The following is a 21923-nucleotide window of genomic DNA, read 5'->3' as shown; positions in this document are numbered from 1 at the left end:
CGTTGGCCGCGTGACAGTGAGCTATGCTGGAGATTGGGGTGACGAGGCTGATCAAGCCTTCCAACAGTACCAGCCTGATCAATTACAGCGAGAGCTACCGGTCCGGAGATCGCATCAGCGCCTCTGTCGTCAAGAGAGCTGTTCTGCTTGACCCCAGCCATGGAGCTCAACGCCCCGCGTCGGAGCGCTCCCTGCTTCTGAAGGAAGCCATTAGGTCCGCTCGGGCTTGATCGGAGGCTTGGCTGATGGACGTCGTGGTTGCTTCGCTCAGTTGCCGCCCCATGGCGCGGCTTTGCGGATTATCAGTCCTCTGCCTCTTCGCCGGTCTCAACAGCGCTGTGTAATGTTCATTGTTTATGATGACGCCCCCGCTGTTCACGAGGTTGCTCCTGTCAAGTGTACTCGTCAGTCCGTCCTGGGCCTCACGCTTCTTGCCCAAGTGCCGTTCAAACGGCGCTGGCGTGACTTGTTGAGCTCGAGAGATGGGTCCCTGCTCTCCTGCGTGGCCATGAGCTTGTGCCGCGGTCTGCGCAGCGGCGTCCCCAATGGCACGAGCCTCCATGCCGACTGCGTCTTCCGGACGAGCAGCAAGGGCAATTTCGCGCCCGAGTGCGAACTTCCGGACATGAGTTAGTGCACTGATGTCAGCGGTTTTCATATAGCGCTTGGCATCTTCATCCAGCGACCGCTCGTGAAGCCGATCCGCAATCCCCGGCTTTTTGTTTTCAACCAGGCATTGACTGAAACGTCTAAGAGCAGACCCATAGACCTCAACGGTACGGGGTTTCGGCCCCGTCGGCGCTGCCTCGTACGCTTTGATGAGAGCCGCTGTGTACTCTCTGATGAGCACGGCGTCGGCAGGGTGGGGATTCAGGGCAGGGCGGCCCACCACTGGCGCTCCGCCCGCCCACGTCTTGAGACGACCCAGTGACCCAGCCACGGCCGAGGGGCCGCCACCCCAGATCTCGTACTCCTTGCGATCCCGATCCAGCGACGAATCGTGAAGCCGATCCGCAATCCCCGGCTTGTTATTTTCAACGAGCCAATGACCAAAGCCGAAAAGAATATCTACATGGCGCTTGACCGTGATCTCCCCGACCTTACCGGCATAGAGTGCTGACCTCAGCCCTTCGACAAGGGTCGCATCGTTGGAATAAAGAGGACCCTTGTCGGGACCGGAGACCACTTTTGGGCGATCTGGCTGCACCGCCGCCGGCACAGAACGAGCATGGTCACGCAACTCGGACGGTGCGGGGGGATTCAGATCAACCACTGACGAATCCGGCGCATGATGATGGCGCGCCGTTGAGTGACCCGGCTGCAGCACCGAGGCACCCAGCATCGACCCACTGCCTCCGGCGTACGGCGCCGCGGCGTGTTCTTGTCCGCTCCCTTGCATCATGGGCTGCGCCTCCCATGGCAATGCACCCACTTGATGGGTGAGGGCCTGCATCAGCACGCGAGCGCCTGAATTGCCGATCTCGCTCAGCTGCGGCTCAGTGGCAACGTCCTGCAGACGACTGTTCGGGGTCCTTTGCCTCTTCGCTGGTCTCAACTCCGCTGTATCATGCTCACGGTTGATGAGGACCTCCTCGCTTGGTAGCTGGTTGCTCCTGTCCTGTGCAGCGATCCGCTCGTCCGGCGCGCGCTGGTCGCCGTCGCGCCAGCTCAGGGGACGAAAGGACCCTGCGGGATCCGAGGCTTGGTGATGGGGCCCAGTTGGCACGAAAGACGATGCCAGAACAGCGTCGTCTTCATTAGCTTTCCCAGGGGGGAGATACTCTGGCCAACTGTATTCCTCCTGCGGCCCGCTGCGCTGCGCAGCGGCGTCCCCCTTGCTCTCAAGACTTTGAAATTTAAATGGGTCCCCGGGAGCAACGTCTGGCGCTGACTGGCCGAGCCGCTTGATCTGCTGGTGAAACGTCCCAACGGGGCTTTCCTTAACCGCGTCTCGGGCCTGTCGGTCCATGAGTTCAAAGTTCGTAAGATTCTTTGCCGTTCCGAATGTATTGTCACCCCTGAGGCGGGTTTGTAGTGCCTGCCGATTGACGACGAGGTTGTTGAGGTTCAGGTTATCTGGCTGCGATTGCAATCGCCCAACCAGCGCCCGCGTGCCGTCCACCACGTAGACTCCGCAATCCACCACGTTGCTCTGCTGGGCGATGCGGGATACGCCCACGCGGGTCTCCAGGCTGGCGCCCAGATTTTCTGCGAGCTCTTTTGCAAGCGTGTCATTGCATCCGTTGTAGGAGTCATAATGATAGGCAACCGGCCGTTCCCGGTCGCTGCGATCAACGAACAGCAGCGACCAATGGGTGCCGCGCTCCGCAAGAGTCTTACCGCCATCGCTCACTGGCACGAACAGGAAGTCGGCTGTGTCGTTACCGTTCTGATGGACGATGCGCTGGAATGCGCTTAGCATGACGCTCTCGGAGCCCAAGCGCAGATGATAATTGGCTACGAGGGGATCCACGAACCGCGTCCGGGCGGCGAGATCTGGATTGTTCCCCTGCAACTCCTGCTCCAGGAGTTGGTAATCCCTCTGGATATGTTCGTCGCCTAGCCATTCCAATGCGCCGAGCACCCGCCCGTCTTTAGCTTTCCCAGGGGGCCTCTCTGGCCGACCCAATGCCTCCTGCGTCCCGCTGCGCTGCGCAGCGGCGTCCCCAATGGCACGAGCCTCCATGCCGACTGCGTCTTCCGGACGAGCAGCAAGGGCAATTTCGCGCCCGGGTGCGAACTTCCGGAGATGAGCTAGTGCACTGATCCTCCGGTTACCACCGGAGTTCACATAGCGCTTGGCATCTTCATCCAGCGACCCCTCGTGAAGCCGATCCGCAATCCCCGGCTTTTTGTTTTCATGCAGATATTCACTGAAACGTATAAGAGTAGATCCATAGACCTGAATGGTACCGCGATTCGGCCCGGTCGCAGGCGCTTCTTTGTACTCTTTGATGAGAGCCGCTGTGTAATCTCTGATGAGCGCGGCGTCGGCAGGGTAGGGATTCCGGACAGGGCGGTCGACCACTGGCGCTCCGCCCGCCAACGTCTTGAGACGACCCAGTGCTCTAGCCACGATCGAGGGGCCACCCCTGCTCTCGTACTCCGAGGGGCCACCCCTGCTCTCGTACTCCTTGCGATCCTGATCCAGCGACGATTCGTCAAGCCGAGCAGCAAATCCCGGCCTGTTATTGTCAAAGAGCCAACGACCAAAGCCGAGAAGAGAATTTACATGGCGCTTGACCGTGCTCTCCTTGACCTTACCCGCGTAAGCTGACCTCAGCCCTTCGACAACGGTCGCATCGTTGGAATAGAGGGGACCCTTGTCGCGACCGGAGACCCCTATTGGAGGATCTGGCTGCACCGCCGCCGGCACAGAACGAGCATGGTCACGCAACTCGGACGGTGCGGGGGGATTCAGATCAACCACTGACGAATCCGGCGCATGATGATGGCGCGCCGTTGAGTGACCCGGCTGCAGCACCGAGGCACCCAGCATCGACCCACTGCCTCCGGCGTACGGCGCCGCGGCGTGTTCTTGTCCGCTCCCTTGCATCATGGGCTGCGCCTCCCATGGCAATGCACCCACTTGATGGGTGGGGGCCTGCATCAGCACGCGAGCGCCTGAATTGCCGATCTCGCTCAGCTGCGGCTCAGTGGCAACGTCCTGCAGACGACTGTTCGGGGTCCTTTGCCTCTTCGCTGGTCTCAACTCCGCTGTATCATGCTCACGGTTGATGAGGACCTCCTCGCTTGATAGCTGGTTGCTCCTGTCCTGTGCAGCGATCCGCTCGTCCGGCGCGCGCTGGTCGCCGTCGCGCCAGATCAGGGGACGAAAGGACCCTGCGGGATCCGAGGCTTGGTGATGGGGCCCAGTTGGCACGAAAGACAATGGCAGAACAGCGTCGTCTTCATTAGCTTTCCCAGGGAGCTCGCGCCCGAGTTCGGACTTCCGGAGATGAGCTAGTGCACTGATCCCACCGGAGTTGTTATAGCGCTTGGCATCTTCATCCAGCGACCCCTCGTGAAGCCGAGCCGCAATCCCCGGCTTTTTGTTTTCAACCAGGTATTCACTGAAACGTCTAGGAGCAGATCCATAGGTCTGAATGGTAGCGGGATTCGGCCCGGTCGGCGCTGCCTTGTACTCTTTGATGGGAGCCGCTGTGTAATCTCTGATGAGCGCGGCGTCGGCAGGGTCGGGATTATTCAGGACAGCGGCGCGGTCCAGCACTGGCGCTCCGCCCGCCCACGTCTTGAGATGACCCACTGCTCTAGCCACGTCCGAGGAGCCACTCTTGCTCTCGTACTCCTTGAGATCCGGATCCAGCGACTCCTCGTGAAGCCGAGCAGCAAATCCCGGCCTGTTATTATCAAAGAGCCAACGACCAAAGCCGAGAAGAGAATTTACATGGCGCTTGACCGTGCTCTCCAATGCTGACCTCAGCCCTTCGACAACGGTCGCATCGTTGGAATAAAGAGGACGCTTGTCGGGACCGGAGACCCCTATTGGAGGATCTGGCTGCACCGCCGCCGGCACAGAACGAGCAGGGTCACGCAACTCGGACGGTGCGGGGGGATTCAGATCAGCCACTGACGAATCCGGCGCATCATGATGGCGCGCCGTTGAGTGACCCGGCTGCAGCACCGAGGCACCCAGCATCGACCCACTGCCTCCGGCGTAGGGCGCCGCGGCGTGTTCTTGTCCGCTCCCTTGCATGAGTTGCGCCTCCCATGGCGATGGTAGAAGGTCCGCGTGCGGAATCGAGTCGAAATATCCCGACAAATCAGCGTCGACCATCTGCTTTTGCGACCGAGCCAGCGTTTCGGCCACCGCGGCCTCGCCAACCGCGGAGGGCGTCTCCTCAGCCCTGGCGAACGCTGGCCCGGCAGGCGCCGCCGGCACAGAACGAGCATGGTCACGCAACTCGAACGGTGCGGGGGGATTCAGATCAACCACTGACGAATCGCGCGCCGTTGAGTGACCCGGCTGCAGCACCGAGGCACCCAGCATCGACCCACTGCCTCCGGCGTAGGGCGCCGCGGCGTGTTCTTGTCCGCTCCCTTGCGTCATGAGTTGCGCCTCCCACGGCGATCGTAGAAGGTCCGCGTGCGGAATCGAGTCGAAATATCCCGACAAATCAGCGTCGACCTTCTGCTTTTGCAACCGAGCCCACCTTTCGGCCAACGCGGCCTCGCCAACCGCGGAGGGCGTCTCCCCAGCCCTGGCGAACGCTGGCCCGGCAGGCGCCGCCGGCACAGAACGAGCAGGGTCACGCAACTCGGACGGTGAGGGGGGATTCAGATCAACCACTGACGAATCCGGCGCATGATGATGGCGCGCCGTTGAGTGATCCGGCTGCAGCACCGAGGCACCCAGCATCGACCCACCGCCTCCGGCGTAGGGCGCCGCGGCGTGTTCTTGTCCGCTCCCTTGCACCATGAGTTGCGCCTCCCATGGCGATGTATCCACTTGAGGGCCGGGATCATGCACTGGTTCGTCCATTTGCTTTTGCAACCGAGCCCACCTTTCGGCCACCGCGGCCTCGCCAACCGCGGAGGGCGTCTCCTCAGCCCTGGCGAACGCTGGCCCGGCAGGCGCCGCCGGCACAGAACGAGCATGGTCACGCAACTCGAACGGTGCGAGGGGATTCAGATCAACCACTGACGAATCCGGCGCATCATGATGGCGCGCCCTTGAGTGACCCGGCTGCAGCACCGAGGCACCCAGCATCGACCCACTGCCTCCGGTATGCGGTGCCAGGTGCTCGTCCCCCAGCATCATGGGCTGCGCCTCCCATGGCAATGCACCCACTTGATGGGTGGGGGCCTGCATCAGCACGCGAGCGCCTGAATTGCCGATCTCGCTCAGCTGCTTAGCTTTCCCAGGGAGCTTCTCTGGCCGACCCAATGCCTTCTGCGGCCCGCTGTGCTGCGCAGCGGCGTCCCCAATGGCACGAGCCTCCATGCCGACTGCGTCTTCCGGACGAGCAGCAAGGGCAATTTCGCGCCCGAGTGCGGCGTACGGCGGGAACTTCCGGAGATGAGCTAGTGCACTGATCCACCGGTTACCACTGGAGTCCAAATAACGCCTGGCATCTTCATCCAGCGACCCCTCGTAAAGCCGAGCCGCAATCCCCGGCCTGTTGTTTTCATGCAGGTATTGACTGAAACGTCTAAGAGTAGCCGCATAGTCCTGAGTGGTTTTGGGATTCGGCCCGGTCGCAGGCTCTGCCTCGTACTTTTTGATGAGAGCCGCTTTGTAATCTCTGATGAGCTCGGCGTCGACAGGGTCGGGATTCAGGGCAGCGCGGCCCACCATTGGCGCTCCGCCCGCCGACTCTTTGAGACGACCCAGTGCTCTAGCCACGTTCGAGGAGCCACTCTCGCGCTGGTACTCCTTGAGATCCTGATCCAGCAACGGATCGTCAAGCCGAGCAGCAAATCCCGGCTTGTTATTATCAAAGAGCCAACGACCAAAGCCGAGAAGAGAATTTACATGGTCCGTGACCGTGCGCTCCCCGACCTTACCGGCATAGAGTGCTGACCGCAGCCCTTCGACAACGGTCGCATCGTTGGAATAAAGAGGACGCTTGTCGCGACCGGAGACCACTACTGGAGGATCTGGCTGCACCGCCGCCGGCATAGAACGAGCATGGTCACGCAACTCGAACGGTGCGGGGGGATTCAGATCAACCACTGACGAATCCGGCGCATGATGATGGCGTGTTTCCCCGGGAACAACGTCCCGTACGAACACCGAGTCTGGGTTGCCTTGGTCCGGCGCGACTGGAGCCAGGGCTCTGTCGTGCAACGCTCGCGCTGACTGGCCGAGCCGCTTGATCCGCTGGTGAAACGTCCCAACGGGGCTTTCCTTAACCGCGTCTCGCGCCTGTCGGTCCATGAGTTCAAAGTTCGTGAGATAATTTGCCGTTCCAGATGTATCGTCACCCATGAGTCGGGTTTGTAGTGCCTGCCGATTGACGACGAGGTTGTTGAGGTTCAGGTCTGGCAGGTCTGGCAGGTCTGGCTGCCATCTTTGCAATCGCCCAACCAGCGCCCGCGTGCCGTCCACCACGTAGACTCCGCAATCCCACTCGTTGCTCTGCTGGGCGATGCGGGGTAAGTCCACGCGGGTCTCCAGGCTGGCGCCCAGCCTTTCTGCGAGGTGTTTTGCAAGCTTGTCATGCCATCCGCTGACGGAGTCATAATGATAGGCAACCGGCCGTTCCCGGTCGCTGCGATCAACGAACAGCAGCGACCAATGTTTGCCGCGCTCCGCAAGAGTCTTACCGCCATCGCTCACTGGCACGAACAGGAAGTCGGCTGTGTCGTTACCGTTCTGATTATGGACGATGCGCTGGAATGCGCTTAGCTTGTCGCTCTCGGAGCCCAAGCGCAGATGATAATTGGCTACGAGGGGATCCACGAACCGCGTCCGGGCGGCGAGTTCTGGATTGTTCCCCTGCAACTCCTGCTCCAGGAGCTGGTAATCCCTGTGGATATGTTCGTCGCCTAGCAATTGCAATGCGCCGAGCACCCGCCCGCTGGGGTCGCCGAAAACACCAAAAAACCCTTCGACCGCGGGGGACATCCCCTCAGGAAAGAGCTCTGGCGAGGCGGAATTCCCCGCCCGCAAGCTGGGCGGAGCGAATTCCGGTGGCCTCAGTGGCACCTCCTCGCTTGGTACCAGGTTGCTCCTGTCCTGTGCAGCGATCCGCTCGTCCGGCGCGCGCTGGTCGCCGTCGCGCCAGATCAGGGGACGAAAGGACTCTGCGGGATCCGAGGCTTGGTGATGGTGCCCAGTTGGTACGAAAGACGATGGCAGAACAGCGGCGTCTTCATTAGCTTCCCCAGGGAGCTTCTCTGGCCGACCCAATGCCTTCTGCGGCCCGCTGTGCTGCGCAGCGGCGTCCCCAATGGCACGAGCCTCCATGCCGACTGCGTCTTCCGGACGAGCAGCAAGGGCAATTTCGCGCCCGAGTGCGGCGGACGGCAGGAACTTCCGGAGTTGAGCTAGTGCAATGATCCTCCGGTCACCACTGGAGTCCTTATAGCGCTTGGCATCTTCATCCAGCGACTCCTCGTGAAGCCGAGCCGCAATCCCCGGCTTGTTGTTTTCAACCAGGTATTCACTGAAACGTCTAAGAGTAGCTCCATAGTCGTGAATGGTTTGGCGATTCGGCCCGGTCGCAGGCGCTCCCTTGTACTCTTTGATGACAGCCGCTTTGTACTCTTTGATGAGCACGGCGTCGGCAGGGTCGGGATTCAGGACAGCGCGGCCCACCATTGGCACTCCGCCCGCCGACTCTCTGAGACGACGCAGTGCCACAGCCACAGTCGAGGAGCCACCACTGCTCTCGTACTCCTTGAGATCTTCATCCAGCGACTCCTCGTGAAGCCGAGCAGCAAATCCCGGCTTGTTATTTTTAAAGAGCCAACGACCAAAGCCGTAAAGAGAATTTACATGGCGCTTGACCGTTTCCTCCTTGGCCTTACCCGCGTAGAGTGACCTCAGCCGTTCGACAACGGTCGCATCGTTGGAATAAAGAGGACGCTTGCAGCCGCGACCGTCGGAGACCACTACTGGAGGATCTGGCTGCACCGCCGCCGGCACGGGGGAACGAGCATGGTCACGCAACTCGAACGGTGCGGAAGGGTTCAGATCACCCACTGACGAATCCGGCGCATGATGATGGCGCGCCGTTGAGTGACCCGGCTGCAGCACCGAGGCACCTAGCATCGACCCACTGCCTCCGGCGTACGGCGCCGCGGCGTGTTCTTGTCCGCTCCCTTGCATCATGGGCTGCGCTTCCCATGGGGCCGCGCCTTCGATGAGGCTCAGGTCTCCCTGAGACGGATGAGGATGGAACGGGTCTGGCAGAGCCGGAACGCCGGGGGCGGGAATTTGGGCAGCGGCTTGGCGCGCCTCGCCCGAGCGCTGCTCAAAGCCCTCTTGCCCGGCCTGTGCCGCTTGCTCTTGAGATGCCGGGGGCTGCACCTGCCGCCAACCTGTTACATTGGATAGGTCAAATTTGTGCCGGTTCACGCTAGCCTCACGTCCACAGATCAGCTGAGCAACCTACTCGGGCATACTTACGAGAAGCTGACGAGGTCCGCGGTCCCGGAGCGGGTAGGCCTAATTTTCTGCGCGCCGATTGCGCTGGCGCACGTAGCCCGGCCTTTTGCCAGCTCGGCAGCTACGGCTCGCAAAGAGCGTCGTAAGGCTTGCGGAGCCGCCCCTCAGCTCCCGTCGAGGAGCAATCCACAATTCACATATTTGGAGATGGCTCGCTGGTTTACCGGTCTGCGAGCCCTGCAAGCCCATGCTTCAGATGCCGCCCGTGCAGAGGTATTTCATTTCGAGGTAGTCCTCGAGGCAATGGCGGGAACCCTGCGTCAGCGGGAGCGTCAGCTACATAGTCGATAACACGCGCTTTTTACCTCGGTCTCGGCTCGCAACGATGGATTGCTAACGGCGAACTCATGCTGGTCGGCAAGGCGATACTGGCTGGAGCATCAACTCGGCCGACGAGAGTGGCCACACCATCCTAGACAGGATCGGCCGATATGCCCGGCATCGCCGCTCTGCAAAAAGCACAGCGGGCATCCAGACGTTGCCGGGTTGACTATGGGTGTCCGAACCGCGAAAAGAGGCCGCTCTTTATGAGTGGCGTGCGCTTGCAGTCTAACCCCAAGCCCCCGCCCGGGCTGCCGGCGCGCTTCTAGGAACATCGAGGTAGATGACGAGACTCCGAACTACATTTCCAAAGCTATCGGTGGATTCACATTTCAAGCCCAATCGATTTCCTACAGCCAGGCGCGAACGTTCGATTGGAACATTCAGAATTCACATCAAGGTGCACCGCTATTGCGTCCCGAACAGGTTCGGCTGCTCGATGACGACTACGAGATTGTTCTCATCAAAGGTCTGCCACCATTAAAATTGAGGAAGGTGCGATATTTTCGGATCGCATTCTGAAACGCATCTTTGAAAGCCAGACAGGCGCCCTCCCGGAGCCGGCGCCCTTGACGGGAGCAGAGGAGGCGCTCTCCGCAGAATCTCAACTCGATGACCCGCTGTGTGAATTGGCGCAGGACTTTGACGATACAGTTTGATGTGAGGCTAGTATGAACCCGCGAAATAGTAATCCATCCCGTGTAACAGCTTTGTCGCAGGTGCAGGACGCCGGCTTGGAAGAGGGGCAAGCGGTCCAGGCCCGGCGAGTGGGCTTTGAGCAGCACGTGTCCGAGGCGCTCCGGCCGCTGTTCGATGGTCGAGCTGACGAGCCGCCTACCGGTCCAGAGGAGCTTCTGCGACTGGAAAAGGGGTTTCGCGAGGTGCTTCAGCGAGGGCAGGATCATCAAGCCGCCTCGTCTTTTTTCAGCGATCCAAGGATGCCCGCTGGACGGGATGACCCCAAGGGAAGCGTGTCGGACGCTTTCGCAGCAGCCGGCTCTAGGCACGCCGGAGTTGAGGCCGCCGCCCCGCCAGTGTTAGCTGCCAGCCAACAGCAGATCCGGCCCTCGCCAGTTGCGTTTGACCGACCGGTATCATCCTCGGCTGCTGCAGGCGTGCGCTTGTATGCCCCTTCGATGATCTCTCGGAAGACCAGTTCCGAAAACTGCGATCAGTTGCCCGCCTTGTGCTGCCGCCTCGCCGTCGAGGTCGAAACGCCCGCGAATCAATGGAAGGTCAGCGGGCCATGGGGGCAGAGTGCAACGGCGCCTACACCGCCTATTTGAGGGGAGAGGTACACTTGGCTTTCCTGTTCCAGCAGCATCCGGCCGCACACCGACGCGATGGGGAGCTAGAATTCAAATCGGACGTTCGCAAGGCACGCACCGCGGATCAAACGCCGTTCGTTTGGGAAAAATGGCTCAGTACCGACAAAGCTTCTGTAATGGCCCTAGTGGCCTCGGTCGCGCTCTTGGTCGCGATACAGTGGCAAGACCCCCAGATCAACGAGGCGGTCCTAAGCGAACTGCGGACGATTCAGATCAACTACGCATTGCTCCAGCGAGACGTCGCCCGCGCAGACATGGTATTGGACTTCCGTTCCGTTGCTTCTACCGGGCAAGCATTAAAAAGGAACCTTCAAAACTACCAACGCCTTGTTGAGATCTCGCCCAATGAGAGCTCCGGGGTGCACTCCAGGTTGGTTGCACAGCTCAAAAATTCCCTCGAAAACACAGAAGCTGCCATCTCGGCCTCGGCCGCGCAAAATGAGCTTCTGCAAAGCTCTCTGGTACGCTTTGCTCGCTCGGCTAATCGCCTTCGGGGGGGAGTGTCGAACAGGCCTGAATTTTCCAATCTGATCCTTCAATTTTCGGCCAGACCGGGATTCAGCCTCGCATTACAAATCGATCAGTCTCTCCGCCGACTTCCTCCTAGCCAGGACCAAGTCACGGAGGATGTTGCCCGCGAGGGCCGCGCTATCCTGTCCTCAATGTTGAGGTTGGACCGCGCTGTCAATCGGATCCCATCCTTCGACACGTTCGCCAAGGCTGCCGAATTGGAGCGAGAACATCTGAAAGCCTACAGCTTCGCCAGCGCGCAAGCGCAGCGTACACGACTTTTCTTTGGCTTGGTGTCCATATGCCTCTGCTTGTTTGCGACCATTCGAGCCTCCACGCTGCATGTGCGGACGAACCGGTTGGAAAGGCGGTTAGAGCTTGAAGCGGCGATGAGTGAGATCGAAGCTTGTTTCATCGACAGTCAAGCAACGAAGGCTTCGCGGCGCTTCTCCACCGAAGCAGCGCTTAGACTCATTCAATGCGTTTTCGATGCAGATCAATGCGCGCTTGCTCTGGTGGATCCGAGTATCAGCAGGAATACCGAGTACTTTGTCGCGAACAAGCGCATGCGCGTCTGGAACGCCACGCTAATCCATGAAGTCGTCTCACTTGTACACCCGGAACAGCCAGTGTTTCGCGTCGTTCCGGCGTCGGAAGTGGTTCGGACTGCCGTAGGCACTACCGGTGTTTGTCAAATTGTTGGTTGCAGGGCCTCCGATCAGCAGGCTGCGGTTTGTATCCTTGTTTTTGAAGGAGATCGCTCACCACCCTCCACAGACGACCTCCTGGTTCTGGCGAGCGCTACTGTGCGTTTAGGCAACCATCTTGAAATGCAACGTGTACACACGGAACGTAACCTTTTTGAGAGTCGATGGGAGCATGCGGAAAGGCTGACGGCTGTCGGCACAATCGCAAGCGGCGTTACACATGAATTCAATAATGTTCTAGGAGCAATAGTCGGCTACGCAGAGATGGCTAAAGGTCTTGTGCGCCGCCCCTCGAGAATTCGGGGCCACATCGGCCAAATTATCTTGGCCAGCAACCGAGCCAAGCTGATTATTGATCAAATTTTGTCACTAAGCCGAACTCGGAAGCGCGTGACGATGCCTTTCGACGTCTCGGAGAGTGTAATGGATCTCGCGCCATTGCTGCGGGTTACACTTCGTGCGGATGTTCAGTTGAACTTCAAGATCAACGAGTGGCAAACGGTGATCGAGGGCAGCCCGACCGAGATACAGCAAATCCTTATGAATCTATGCAAGAACGCGTCGGAGGCTCTCTTGAATGAGGGCCGTGTCGAGATTAGCGTTTCTCGCGCTCACGTCTGTCAAACGAAGCCCGTGGCTAAGGGCACCTTGAAACCGGGAGATTACGTTCTCCTCTCCATCAGCGACGATGGCCAAGGAATCGCAAGTTCGGTGCTTCCGCACATCTTTGAGCCCTTTTTTACCACGCGCTCTCGCGTCGGCGGGACCGGACTGGGTCTTGCTGCGGTGGACCGCCATGTGAGCGCGCTCGCAGGATGCCTTGACGTCACCTCGGCTGTTGGCCGAGGTACACGCTTCGATCTCTACTTACCGGCCTGCGCTGAGGAGCAGGTCAGAGCTGATAGCGCTTCCGGTCCATACGATGGATCACTTGGCAATGGAGAAATCATTGCAGTCGTGGAGTCCGATCCAGCAGCGTTGGAGATCTACAACGATAAGATCGCCGCGCTTGGTTATAAGCCTGTCGGCTTCGCGACCTTCGAAAGTCTTTGCGACTGGATCGAGAGCGGGAAGGCAGCCGACCTCCTAATTTTCGATCAAGCGACTTTCCTCGGGCCAGGACAGCCCGAAGCCGTACGTACCACCCTGATGACGGTGCCCATCATCGTCGTTGGTGGAAGCGACCCCATGCCGATCACATCTGGTAATCAGACCTTCGTCCTTTGGCTAGCCAAACCGGTCTCGTCCAGGACGATGGAGCATGCAATCCGTAGGATGATAATGGCATGATGCCGCCGACGCGCTCAGGCTACCGAGCTACCGAGGCAATCGGAGGCGGAGCCGGCTGGGATCCAGCAAATACAAGAGCGTCGGACGATCTCTGCGCACCCGGCTCATGGCGAGTTCCCCTCGAACACTGTCGTCGGCTTCCGCGCAAGGAAGGGCTCCCCGACCACAGCAAACCTGCCGCCGTGCTCGTGACCGTCAAGGACCAGTCGCCGCGCGATGGGGTCTGCGGGCCTCCATCCTTGACAAGTCACTGCGCGCTGGCGGCGACAGGCGACGGGTAATATAGGGTCGGGACGAGGAGATGGTCGCCAATCGGTCATGCAAGATGGTTGACGAAAAGCAAAGCTTGACAATCATCGCCCCATTCACGCCAGACTTCTCCTGTGCGCTCATCACTCGGCTACGGCTCCTCGCCTGCCCCGACAAGGCTATCGCCGCCCGGCCGGGCAAGCGATGTCCCAGGTTCCGACGTGTTCCATTCATGCTTGATGGACCTAGGCCCCGGCAGGGCGGGAGCATGAGGCTGGGTTCTCGGTCGCGGATCTGTGAGGCAAGCACGGGGTAAGCGAAGGCTCGACCCACCATTGGGGAGGCCGGCTTCGGCACGGAGGTGCGGCCTCGGCGTTGAGAGGCATCGGATCGGGTGTAGCAGGACTTTCGAACTAACTGCCGACAACACACTGGATAGGCTGTTCTCGTCGTTCGGTCCAGTTCACCAACGCCTGTGTCGACATTTTACGGCGCTTCACTACTCAGCGCCGCGCCCGTGAGCGCCAGCGAGTGGTCGTCGGCGGGCTCAATGGCGCTATCAGGTCGGGGACTCGACCTCTATGATCATCACCGACTTAATTCAAATTTGTCTGTATATATTGACGATTGCACCACCTTCACCTCGTAAACGGCAATGCGGGCGGATGGAGAGGGTTCTATGATATGACAAGCGATTTTTCCGCCGCCCGAGGGCATTTAGATCGAGCGTATGACTACCTTTGTGGGGATGACCCGATGAGTCAAAGGGGCCGAGAAGCCTTGGATCTGCTAATTGAGGCGGTTGCCGTCGAAGAGTTCAAGCAGCCACGCCAAAGCGCGGAGGTGCTAAGGTTTCCGATCGGGCGCCGCTGCTGAGGTAATCTCCACGGCCGCCATGTAGCCTCAGGTGGCAGGGACTCGCCGCCCCGTGAGGGCCGGGAACGAACGCATTGGCAAAAGGAAAGCCCACTTGCCAGACCCGCGCCCGGCCGGCGTGGTAAGAAGGCCGGCGGGTTCCCAAGCGGAGACATTGACGCCGGACTATGACGTTCTTTGCATCGGCAATGCAGCGCCGGCAACACCGCCGCCGGCGTAGGCAGCTTCGGCGGGCGCGCCGCCTTCTTCGGCAGGTGTCGAACGACGCGCTCGGCGAGATCTACGCCCACGACATCCACGCCCAGGGCGTCGCCTTCGACACCGAACCGCTAGTGGGACAACCACCGACGGCATGCTCGATGATCTTCGTAACGCCCGATGGCGAGCGCTTATCTCGGCGCCTGCTCGAACTCGGCCCGACGATGTCGAACCGGACAAGGCTTCGGGCACCAAGGTCACTTATTTCGAGGGCTATTTGGGGACCCGCCGCGCGCCAAGCAAGCGATCCGGCAGACCGCGCCGCTGGCGCATGCCGCTGGGCGCGAAGTGTCGATGACGCTGTCGTATTCGTTTTGCGTCGACCCCTACCGCGACGAGTTCGTCGAGCTGATCCGCTCCGGCACGGCAGCAGCAGGTCGTCTGGATCGCCGGGACTATCCGGGTGAGTACGTCGGGGTAGTGTGCTGAAAGTTCTGCAAATTCGCTGAGAGGGGGCGGTCATGGCAGGCTGGTGATTGTTCACGTCACCGATTGCCGCGAAGGAACGCCACCATGACAAGACTGAAGTTAAGACCGCCAGCGCTGCCGTCAAAGCAAGGGCATCGGGTTGGTCGTGTCCGACGATCACGCCGGCATGGTGGCAGCTGTCGGCGAGGTGATCCCCGAAGCCGCCTGGCAACGCTGCTACGTGCACTTCCTCAGGAACGCGCTCGATCATCTGCCGAGGAAGCACGGCGACGACTGCCTGCAGGAATTGCGCTGGCTCTACGACCGGCGCGATCTCGCAGAGGCCAGGGCTGATCTTGCCGTATGGCTTGCCAAATGGTCGGCACGCTATCCGCGCCTGACAGGCTGGGCCGAGGATGCCATCGAACAAACCCTGACCTTCTTCAGGCTGCCGAGACAGCACCCAAGCATCTCAAATCCACCAACATGCTGGAGCGGCTCTCCGCCGGCGCACCTATGTCGTGCGCATCTTCCCCAACACCGAAAGCTGCCTGCGCCTGGTCAGGGCGTTGGCCGTCGAGACCAACAAAACTGGATGGAGGCCTACCTGCGCGAGCACAAGAAGCTCGCTCTGCGCCAAGCCGCATGACCAGCATATGGCCGCCCCATTTTGCAGGACTTGACGCACACAACCCGCTTTGCTCTCTCTACAAAGGCATCGGAGTTGCCGAGCCGCAACCGCCTTACATGCCACTGAAAGCGCCAGCCCGATGCTGACTCGCGCCATGTGAATTAAGAAGGGAGATCGAGCCGGCTTCGAGTGAGCCCAGGCTAAGATCTAAGCTCACCCACGTGCATGATCAGCTTACGACGGGCAGTCACGGCGTGGTTGTGCCCGCGGTCAGGAGGCGTATCCAAGTAAACCCGCTGGGTAGATTGCAGTTCGGGATCCGAGTCACGCCCGCTGCCCGTAGCGATTTGAGGACAGCATTGTACACGATCCAACGCAATGACCGGCCGTCCGGCCTCTCGTGAAATTTAAATTGAAACGTCTGTCTTGCCGCTGCAGGTCGGCCCGTAAATCAAATGGATTAGCATGTGTTTACCGCTTAGAAGCCCTTGTTTTCGAACTAACTGCCGACAACAAACTGGATAGGCTGTTCTCGTGGTTCGGTCCAGTTCAACGCCTATGTCGACATTTTAGGGCGCTTCACTACTAACGGGCACCGCACGATGGCAGCTCGTTCTCTCCGGCAAAGATACTCCCTGTGTTAGCTTCCGTGTTGTGTGCTTGCCCTCACCTGCGGGACACCGAAGGCCATCCCTAAAAGCATCGAATGCGGCAGCGACAGCGCGAATCCCAAAGCGATGCTCCCGCCGTACGCGGACAAAACCGTTTTCGAAGTCCACTATTCCGTCCTTGGCCAGCATCGCCAAACGCTCATCTGAACCGCGAAGACGGATCAAATCAGATCCGTGGGCGACACAGATTGCCGGCACGTCAGCCTCGAAATCGCACATTAATCGCTCGATGATTGCGGCTCGCAGGCGGTCGTCGTCTGTGAGGCGATGGCCCTTCGATGTCGCCAGTCGGCCAGCTGCGATGTGCCGGATGTAGAAATCCCGCGTAACTTCGTTTTGAACGTACCCCTGGCCAAAGCGGCCGATAGCCGACGCGCCGAAACCGATCAGGGTTCTGCAGGTATCGGCAGAGTAGCCCAACGAGTTACGTCGCAGGCGACCTGTTTCCTGTGCCAGCGCGAGCTCGTCGTGCGGCAAGGCGAAATGGTCGAGCCCGATCTCTCGGTAGCCGGCGGCAACCAGCGTCACGGCGGCAGCCGCATGCTGTTCAGCGCGGGCAGCGCTGTGGGGAAGAAATTCCGCCTCGATGAGGCGCTGGTTCTTTATTTGGGATGGGATATGCGAGTAGCCGAACAAGGCGAGCCGGTCGGGGCGCATGGCGACCGCCGCCCTCGCCGTCTCGACGCACGACTCCACCGTTTGACGCGGCAGGCCGTAGATGAGGTCGAAGTTGATCCGGTTTACTCCATGCCGGCGCAGCATTTCCACGGCAGCCGACGTCTGGGCCTCGCTCTGGATTCGGTTGATCGCTTTTTGAACAATGGGATCGAAGCTCTGTACGCCCAGGCTCGCGCGGTTCACGCCGGCCGCTCCCAAGCCTTCCGCCATCTCGGGCGTGAGCGTGCGTGGATCGATCTCGATGGCGACCGTAGCTGTTTTCGAGATGGCGAAGCGGCATCGCAGGAACTCCATCAGAGCGAGGAACTCGGCTGGTCCGATGAGAGACGGCGTTCCGCCGCCGAAATGTATGTCGCTCACGGGCAGCGTCTTCGGCACTCGCTCACAAACCAGACGGATCTCGTCACGCAGCGCCGCCAGATAGTTGAGGATGGGCGCATCATGGCGGGTGATGGTGGTTGGGAAGCCGCAATACCAGCAGGCTGATCGGCAGAACGGAACGTGCAGATAGAGTGACACCGGATCCTCAGCCGGCAGGTTCCTGAGCCATGCCTCATAAGCCTCGGCGCCGACCGCCCCGGAGAACTCCGACACAGCCGGATAGATAGTGTACCAAGGCAGCCGGGCCTCTCGAAATTTCGTGGTCTGCAAAGGCACAATCCCATACTGATAACAACCAACCCTACCCACCGCGCCCGCCTGGGTCCTTGCGCTATGTCAGTCCGTTCCGTTGGGCTCGAATCTAGATCTTTTTTAGCAATGGGCCACAGGCGCCGCTGCCCATCACTTCGCGCTACGGCACCCTGAACGACGTTTACGAGGCCCCGGACGCCGATGACTGGGAATCGACCAACTACGCCAATCTCGTCGGCTCGCCGGATGCGTCGACGCTGCGAGCGTCCGGCCGGCTCCGGGCCCTCAAGCGGCTCTTCGCGCCGACGCCGGGGGGGCAAGGACCTCCTTGACCAGGGCGCCAGCGTCGATTTGGTGTTGCCGGTGGCAAGCGTGACGGATCCGCTCTTCAATCGGATCCTCGGGGGACTGGCGCCCCTCAAAACCGGTGGCGCGGAACGAGCCCCGATCTGCATCTTGAAAGGCGCGTTTACCAGCCGATGGAGCGCCTCGACCGATCGCGTGCTCGACCGCTTTGAAGTCGCCTACACGCCCTCCCCGTATAATGCACCTGCAAACCGGCCCGTGCTCGCACAGCTGAGTGACTTCAACAAGCTGAAGCTTGCGCTGGCGAGCGACGATCCCGAAGTCATCGCCCGCGCGCCCAAACTGAGCCGTTCCGGACGTGTCGTGACCTTCCTCACCTATCCCGATGCGGCGGTGCCGATGCCTTCCGCGGGCTACCTGCCCGCCACGGCGCCTTGGCTGGTCGCAGCGCCTCCTCCGAGCGGGCGGTTCTTTGGCTATTTCCTGTCGCATTCTTCACACAGGACGCCCGCGGCGAGGAGCGCGACGCCGAGACGGAGCGGCTGGCGAGCGAAACGCTGCGCTTCATAAATTACCTGACCCCGCAATTGGCTTGGACGCTCGACGGATACCTGCAACATCAATACACGCAGCGCTACCCGTTGACGGCCCCGACGGTGATGTTGCCGCTTGCAACCGATATCCAAACCCCTGCCACAGCTGCGCTGCGGGACGACCATGGCAGCGAACTGCCGCTGATGGGCTGGCGGTTCTATCTCTCGCCTGCGCACTTCGAACTTGGTTTCTTGCGGCAATACCTCAAGAAGGCTCTGGCGCCGGCTGACAATGGCGAGGCAAGGCCAACCGCGCTCCGCTCCATTTATGAGCCGCTGGCGGACCTGATTTTGGCCGTGGACCGCGGCCAGCGCCGAACTGGTGTTGCAGCGCTGGGCCTATGAGGCCGATGCCCGCGCGGGGGCGTGCCGTCGCAGAGCGGCGCCCTCACCGCAAACGTGGCAAAGGTTGGAACACACAAGCGCGCGCTAAAGGCGTCTGATTCACCTAATGAATTCAAGATCCTTCGGGACTTGCTGCGCCAGCCGCTCGACAAGTTCCAAGCCGCCGTCAAGGTCTTCGCCTCTGGCGTAAAAGACGACTGGCTGACGATCACGATACCGTGCCCGGTTGGATGGAGCGGACTGGGTTCCGCAAGCCCTGTCACTGACGGCAGCGACGTGCTGCGCCTCGGCCTTCGCCTGGAGCGCCCGAGCGATGCGGTGGTGCCGGCGGGCATTGCCGACCCAATGCGGCCGCAGGCCACGCCTGGATTTGGCCTTGCAGTCGACAAGAACGAGGTCGCCATCTAACCGGAACTGCAAGGCGACACCTTTGCCGATCTGCATGACGGGGCGGCCACAGAGCTGGGCAAATATGTCTCGGCCAGCATGAAGACCTCACTGCGCGAACGCCTCGACTGGATGCGTGCGATCCGGGCCGCGCCCGCGCTGCGCTCGCCGCTCCGACTCGCCCGCCGACGCCTTTGGCCTGCGCAACACCGTGCGGGCTCTCCTGCCCGACGTGGCCGCACGCATGGCCGCGCTGGTGACCTATGTGCACAATGACGACCCAGCTTCGGGTACCGACGCGCTGTTCGAACACGTCAAGGACCTTTCGGCAGAGCTGGCCGGCCATCTTTCGATGACGCTGAAGAGCCTGCTCATCACGACCCCGGGGCTCTTCGCCACGACCAAGGGCTTCGGAGTGGCGATCTTCGAACCCGATTCCTGTACCCAACGGCTCTACTCCTTGCAATTGCGTAAGCAGATCCATCCCGCACCCGCGCCAGGCGAGACCGCTAGCGACCCGTCGCGCTTTGATGTCGACCGTTTCCTCTTTCCTCTGTTCCACAACGCTGTGGCGGGGCGTTACGTTGTCGATATACTCGACGACGCCCGATATGATGACGAGTTCGAGATCGATGGGAGCGTTTTTGACCCGCCGCGGCCGCTGTGGACACGCGGCGGACCTGGCGTTGTGCTTGGGTCGGGCGGCGCGAAACTGCGCCAGCGCGGCGATGCCCAAGCGCGCAGCGGCGAGGACGTCATCGAGCAGCATAATCGCTTCGACGATGGCCTCGCCCCGGCCCGCCAGATCGAAGCCGATGTCGTGCATTGGAACCCGAACTGGACCGAACCGGTCGCCCCGAACACCCGGCGCTTCTACCTGCTGCCCTCGCGACGTCGGCCCGCGACGCCAGTGAAGCAGAAGCCCAGCGCCGACAGCGGACCGCCTCGCGCGCCGCTGCCGGTGAATCTGACAACGCCCATGCGGCCCCTGAACGATCAGCTGGCCGACCTCCTGAAAGGTCGTCTCGATGATAAGAAGATGGTGGCCTTCGGCTCGGGCGGCACAGGGCTAAGAGCGAAGCGCCGCAATCCAACCCTGAAAGGGCTGATCCAGCAGACAGCAATGGGCTAGCCGCGCCCGGCTGGTGGCATCTCGAGAGCTATGCCTCCGAGCACTATTTCGTGCTGGAGGGTGACGAGGAGTCCTCGGGCTCCGAAGGCCCATTCCACAATGACCGCATCCGCATCGAGGTCGAGATTGGCGACAGCCCGTTCGTGGACGAGGATGCCGTCGCGCCAAAGACATACGCCGTCGAGGGTGAACGCGGCGACTGTTCGCATACCAGCGTCTGCGGGTCGCAAACCAAGCGGCGTGATCCCGAAGCCCGCCAAGATCTCGCGTGCTAACCTTGAGAAGCAGCTCCGCGACTGGCTGGCCCCAACGACTGCCGACGATGGGCTCCTGGTCCCGGCGCCGCCGGTCGTGGACTCCGGCAAGCGAGCATCGCAGAAGGGTAACAGCACGACTGTCGTGGCCGGCTTCACGCCCCAGCAAGTCGGATGCCGCGCAGCGGCTCGAGAATCAATGGCCGCAAGGGATTGGCGCGGTGCTGGCCGCCGAAATCATGGATCTCGATGCCGATCCAAAGCCGCAGGATCGCTTTGTGCTGAGGGTGGTTGTGCTGGACGAACCCTGGCGCTACGCGCGCGTGCGGGTCCGGATCGAGCGCAACAAGGCGGACGTCAACGACGACAAGCTGCCCGACATCAACCCGCTGTTCCAGATGATCGGGGAATTCTCCAGCTGGAGCAGTCATGGGCGCGAGCCGATGCTCCTTGATTTGCGCGACAGCGAGGGACTGGGCTTGCCAGCCGAGGCAGTTCAATTGGCTGCGAAGCTGACGCTTGGCGAGTTCCTCAAGAAAGATATGACTACTCCCCTCGACTACGGCGATCAGGTTGGGACAGCCGTTGACGCCCAATTCACCGCATCGGGTTTCGGGCGGCTTCCTCTGTGGAACCCCGATCGTGTTCGACTGGGGCAGTACGCGGTCTCTGGCATGGTGATCCAACTGCGAGCGGACCTTCATCCGCGCTACGCAAGGGCCGAGCTGAACGATCAGATTGAGGAGCGCATCGAGGAGATCCCGCGCGTACATTTGGCGCCCATGCCGTCCGACCCGACTATGCCAAGGCGTGACTTCGCGCCACTTCTCAAGGGCTTCACGCACACTGACGTGCCCTCGGCCATCATGCGGTGCGTATCAATTGGACCAACGCCGCCGGCGAGCTAATGGTGAGTTGCACGTGGCCAGTGCGATTCCAATCATGAAACGCAACGAGAGGCGCAGCCGAGCGATCTTGATTTTTGCCGATGCCATCGCACTAGGGTGCTCGATGCGACTCGAACGCGGCCTCGCCTTCGAAGCGCGGCTGTTCAGCGCCCTGCCCTCCTCGCGGCGCAGCGGGCATTGGTGGCGACGCTGGCCGAGAGTATGTCCAGGGCGTGTCGACCCGCAAGGTGAAGGCGATCACGGAAGAACTGTGCGGCCATGCCTTCTCGGCCTCGTCGATCTCGGCCATCAACAAGCGGCTG

The 21923-nt window shown here is 61.0% G+C and carries 11 protein-coding genes and 4 pseudogenes; 12 read left to right on the top strand and 3 right to left on the bottom strand.

The window, feature by feature from the left end; translation table 11 throughout:
• Positions 1 to 166 precede the first annotated feature (166 nt).
• Positions 167 to 9046 carry a Ulp1 family isopeptidase gene (locus tag NKJ57_RS30665; RefSeq protein WP_352513758.1) on the bottom strand — a complete coding sequence of 2960 codons (8880 nt, stop codon included), beginning with the start codon at positions 9044 to 9046 and terminating at the stop codon, positions 167 to 169.
• A 693-nt stretch (positions 9047 to 9739) separates the two neighbouring features.
• Here NKJ57_RS30665 and NKJ57_RS30660 point away from each other — a divergent pair.
• From NKJ57_RS30660 to NKJ57_RS30640, 5 genes and pseudogenes are all read left to right on the top strand, one after another.
• A pseudogene (locus NKJ57_RS30660) lies at positions 9740 to 10116 on the top strand (type IV secretory system conjugative DNA transfer family protein); the annotation flags it as partial.
• A 641-nt stretch (positions 10117 to 10757) separates the two neighbouring features.
• Positions 10758 to 13292: a two-component system VirA-like sensor kinase gene (locus NKJ57_RS30655; protein ID WP_352513757.1), complete on the top strand. Its 2535-nt coding sequence runs from the start codon at positions 10758 to 10760 to the stop codon at positions 13290 to 13292.
• Between the two features lie 933 nt (positions 13293 to 14225).
• Complete coding sequence (locus NKJ57_RS30650) at positions 14226 to 14417, top strand: hypothetical protein (protein WP_023679698.1); 192 nt, start codon at positions 14226 to 14228, stop codon at positions 14415 to 14417.
• Between the two features lie 192 nt (positions 14418 to 14609).
• Positions 14610 to 15041 (top strand): annotated as a pseudogene (locus NKJ57_RS30645) (PfkB family carbohydrate kinase); the annotation flags it as partial.
• 181 nt (positions 15042 to 15222) lie between these two features.
• Positions 15223 to 15732 (top strand): annotated as a pseudogene (locus NKJ57_RS30640) (transposase); the annotation flags it as partial.
• A gap of 182 nt (positions 15733 to 15914) precedes the next feature.
• Here NKJ57_RS30640 and NKJ57_RS30635 read toward each other — a convergent pair.
• Positions 15915 to 16121 carry an isopentenyl transferase family protein gene (locus tag NKJ57_RS30635; protein WP_352513759.1) on the bottom strand — a complete coding sequence of 69 codons (207 nt, stop codon included), beginning with the start codon at positions 16119 to 16121 and terminating at the stop codon, positions 15915 to 15917.
• 162 nt (positions 16122 to 16283) lie between these two features.
• Entirely contained in the window at positions 16284 to 17714 is a 1431-nt protein-coding gene (gene hemN / locus NKJ57_RS30630) for an oxygen-independent coproporphyrinogen III oxidase (RefSeq protein ID WP_352513756.1), read from the bottom strand.
• A 354-nt stretch (positions 17715 to 18068) separates the two neighbouring features.
• Between hemN and NKJ57_RS30625 the strand changes: the two genes are divergently transcribed.
• The 7 genes and pseudogenes from NKJ57_RS30625 to NKJ57_RS30595 form a co-directional block, all read left to right on the top strand.
• Positions 18069 to 18572: a hypothetical protein gene (locus NKJ57_RS30625; RefSeq protein WP_156936505.1), complete on the top strand. Its 504-nt coding sequence runs from the start codon at positions 18069 to 18071 to the stop codon at positions 18570 to 18572.
• A gap of 17 nt (positions 18573 to 18589) precedes the next feature.
• Positions 18590 to 18940, top strand: coding sequence for a hypothetical protein (locus tag NKJ57_RS30620; protein ID WP_352513755.1), 351 nt, complete (start codon positions 18590 to 18592; stop codon positions 18938 to 18940).
• A 129-nt stretch (positions 18941 to 19069) separates the two neighbouring features.
• Positions 19070 to 19348, top strand: coding sequence for a hypothetical protein (locus tag NKJ57_RS30615; RefSeq protein WP_023750315.1), 279 nt, complete (start codon positions 19070 to 19072; stop codon positions 19346 to 19348).
• A 223-nt stretch (positions 19349 to 19571) separates the two neighbouring features.
• Positions 19572 to 20459, top strand: coding sequence for a hypothetical protein (locus NKJ57_RS30610; protein ID WP_352513754.1), 888 nt, complete (start codon positions 19572 to 19574; stop codon positions 20457 to 20459).
• Between the two features lie 50 nt (positions 20460 to 20509).
• Complete coding sequence (locus tag NKJ57_RS30605) at positions 20510 to 20734, top strand: hypothetical protein (RefSeq protein ID WP_352513753.1); 225 nt, start codon at positions 20510 to 20512, stop codon at positions 20732 to 20734.
• 200 nt (positions 20735 to 20934) lie between these two features.
• Entirely contained in the window at positions 20935 to 21621 is a 687-nt protein-coding gene (locus tag NKJ57_RS30600) for a hypothetical protein (protein WP_352513752.1), read from the top strand.
• A 165-nt stretch (positions 21622 to 21786) separates the two neighbouring features.
• Positions 21787 to 21923 (top strand): annotated as a pseudogene (locus NKJ57_RS30595) (transposase); the annotation flags it as partial.

The organism is Mesorhizobium sp. M0077 (assembly GCF_040322955.1).
Lineage (GTDB): Bacteria > Pseudomonadota > Alphaproteobacteria > Rhizobiales > Rhizobiaceae > Mesorhizobium.
This window is presented reverse-complemented; position numbering and strand designations above follow the sequence as displayed.

Coding starts and splice junctions, on each gene's coding strand:
- NKJ57_RS30650 (WP_023679698.1), top strand. CDS start 14,226: ATGACAAGCGATTTTTCCGCCGCCCGAGGGCATTTAGATCGAGCGTAT.
- NKJ57_RS30610 (WP_352513754.1), top strand. CDS start 19,572: ATGGCCGCGCTGGTGACCTATGTGCACAATGACGACCCAGCTTCGGGT.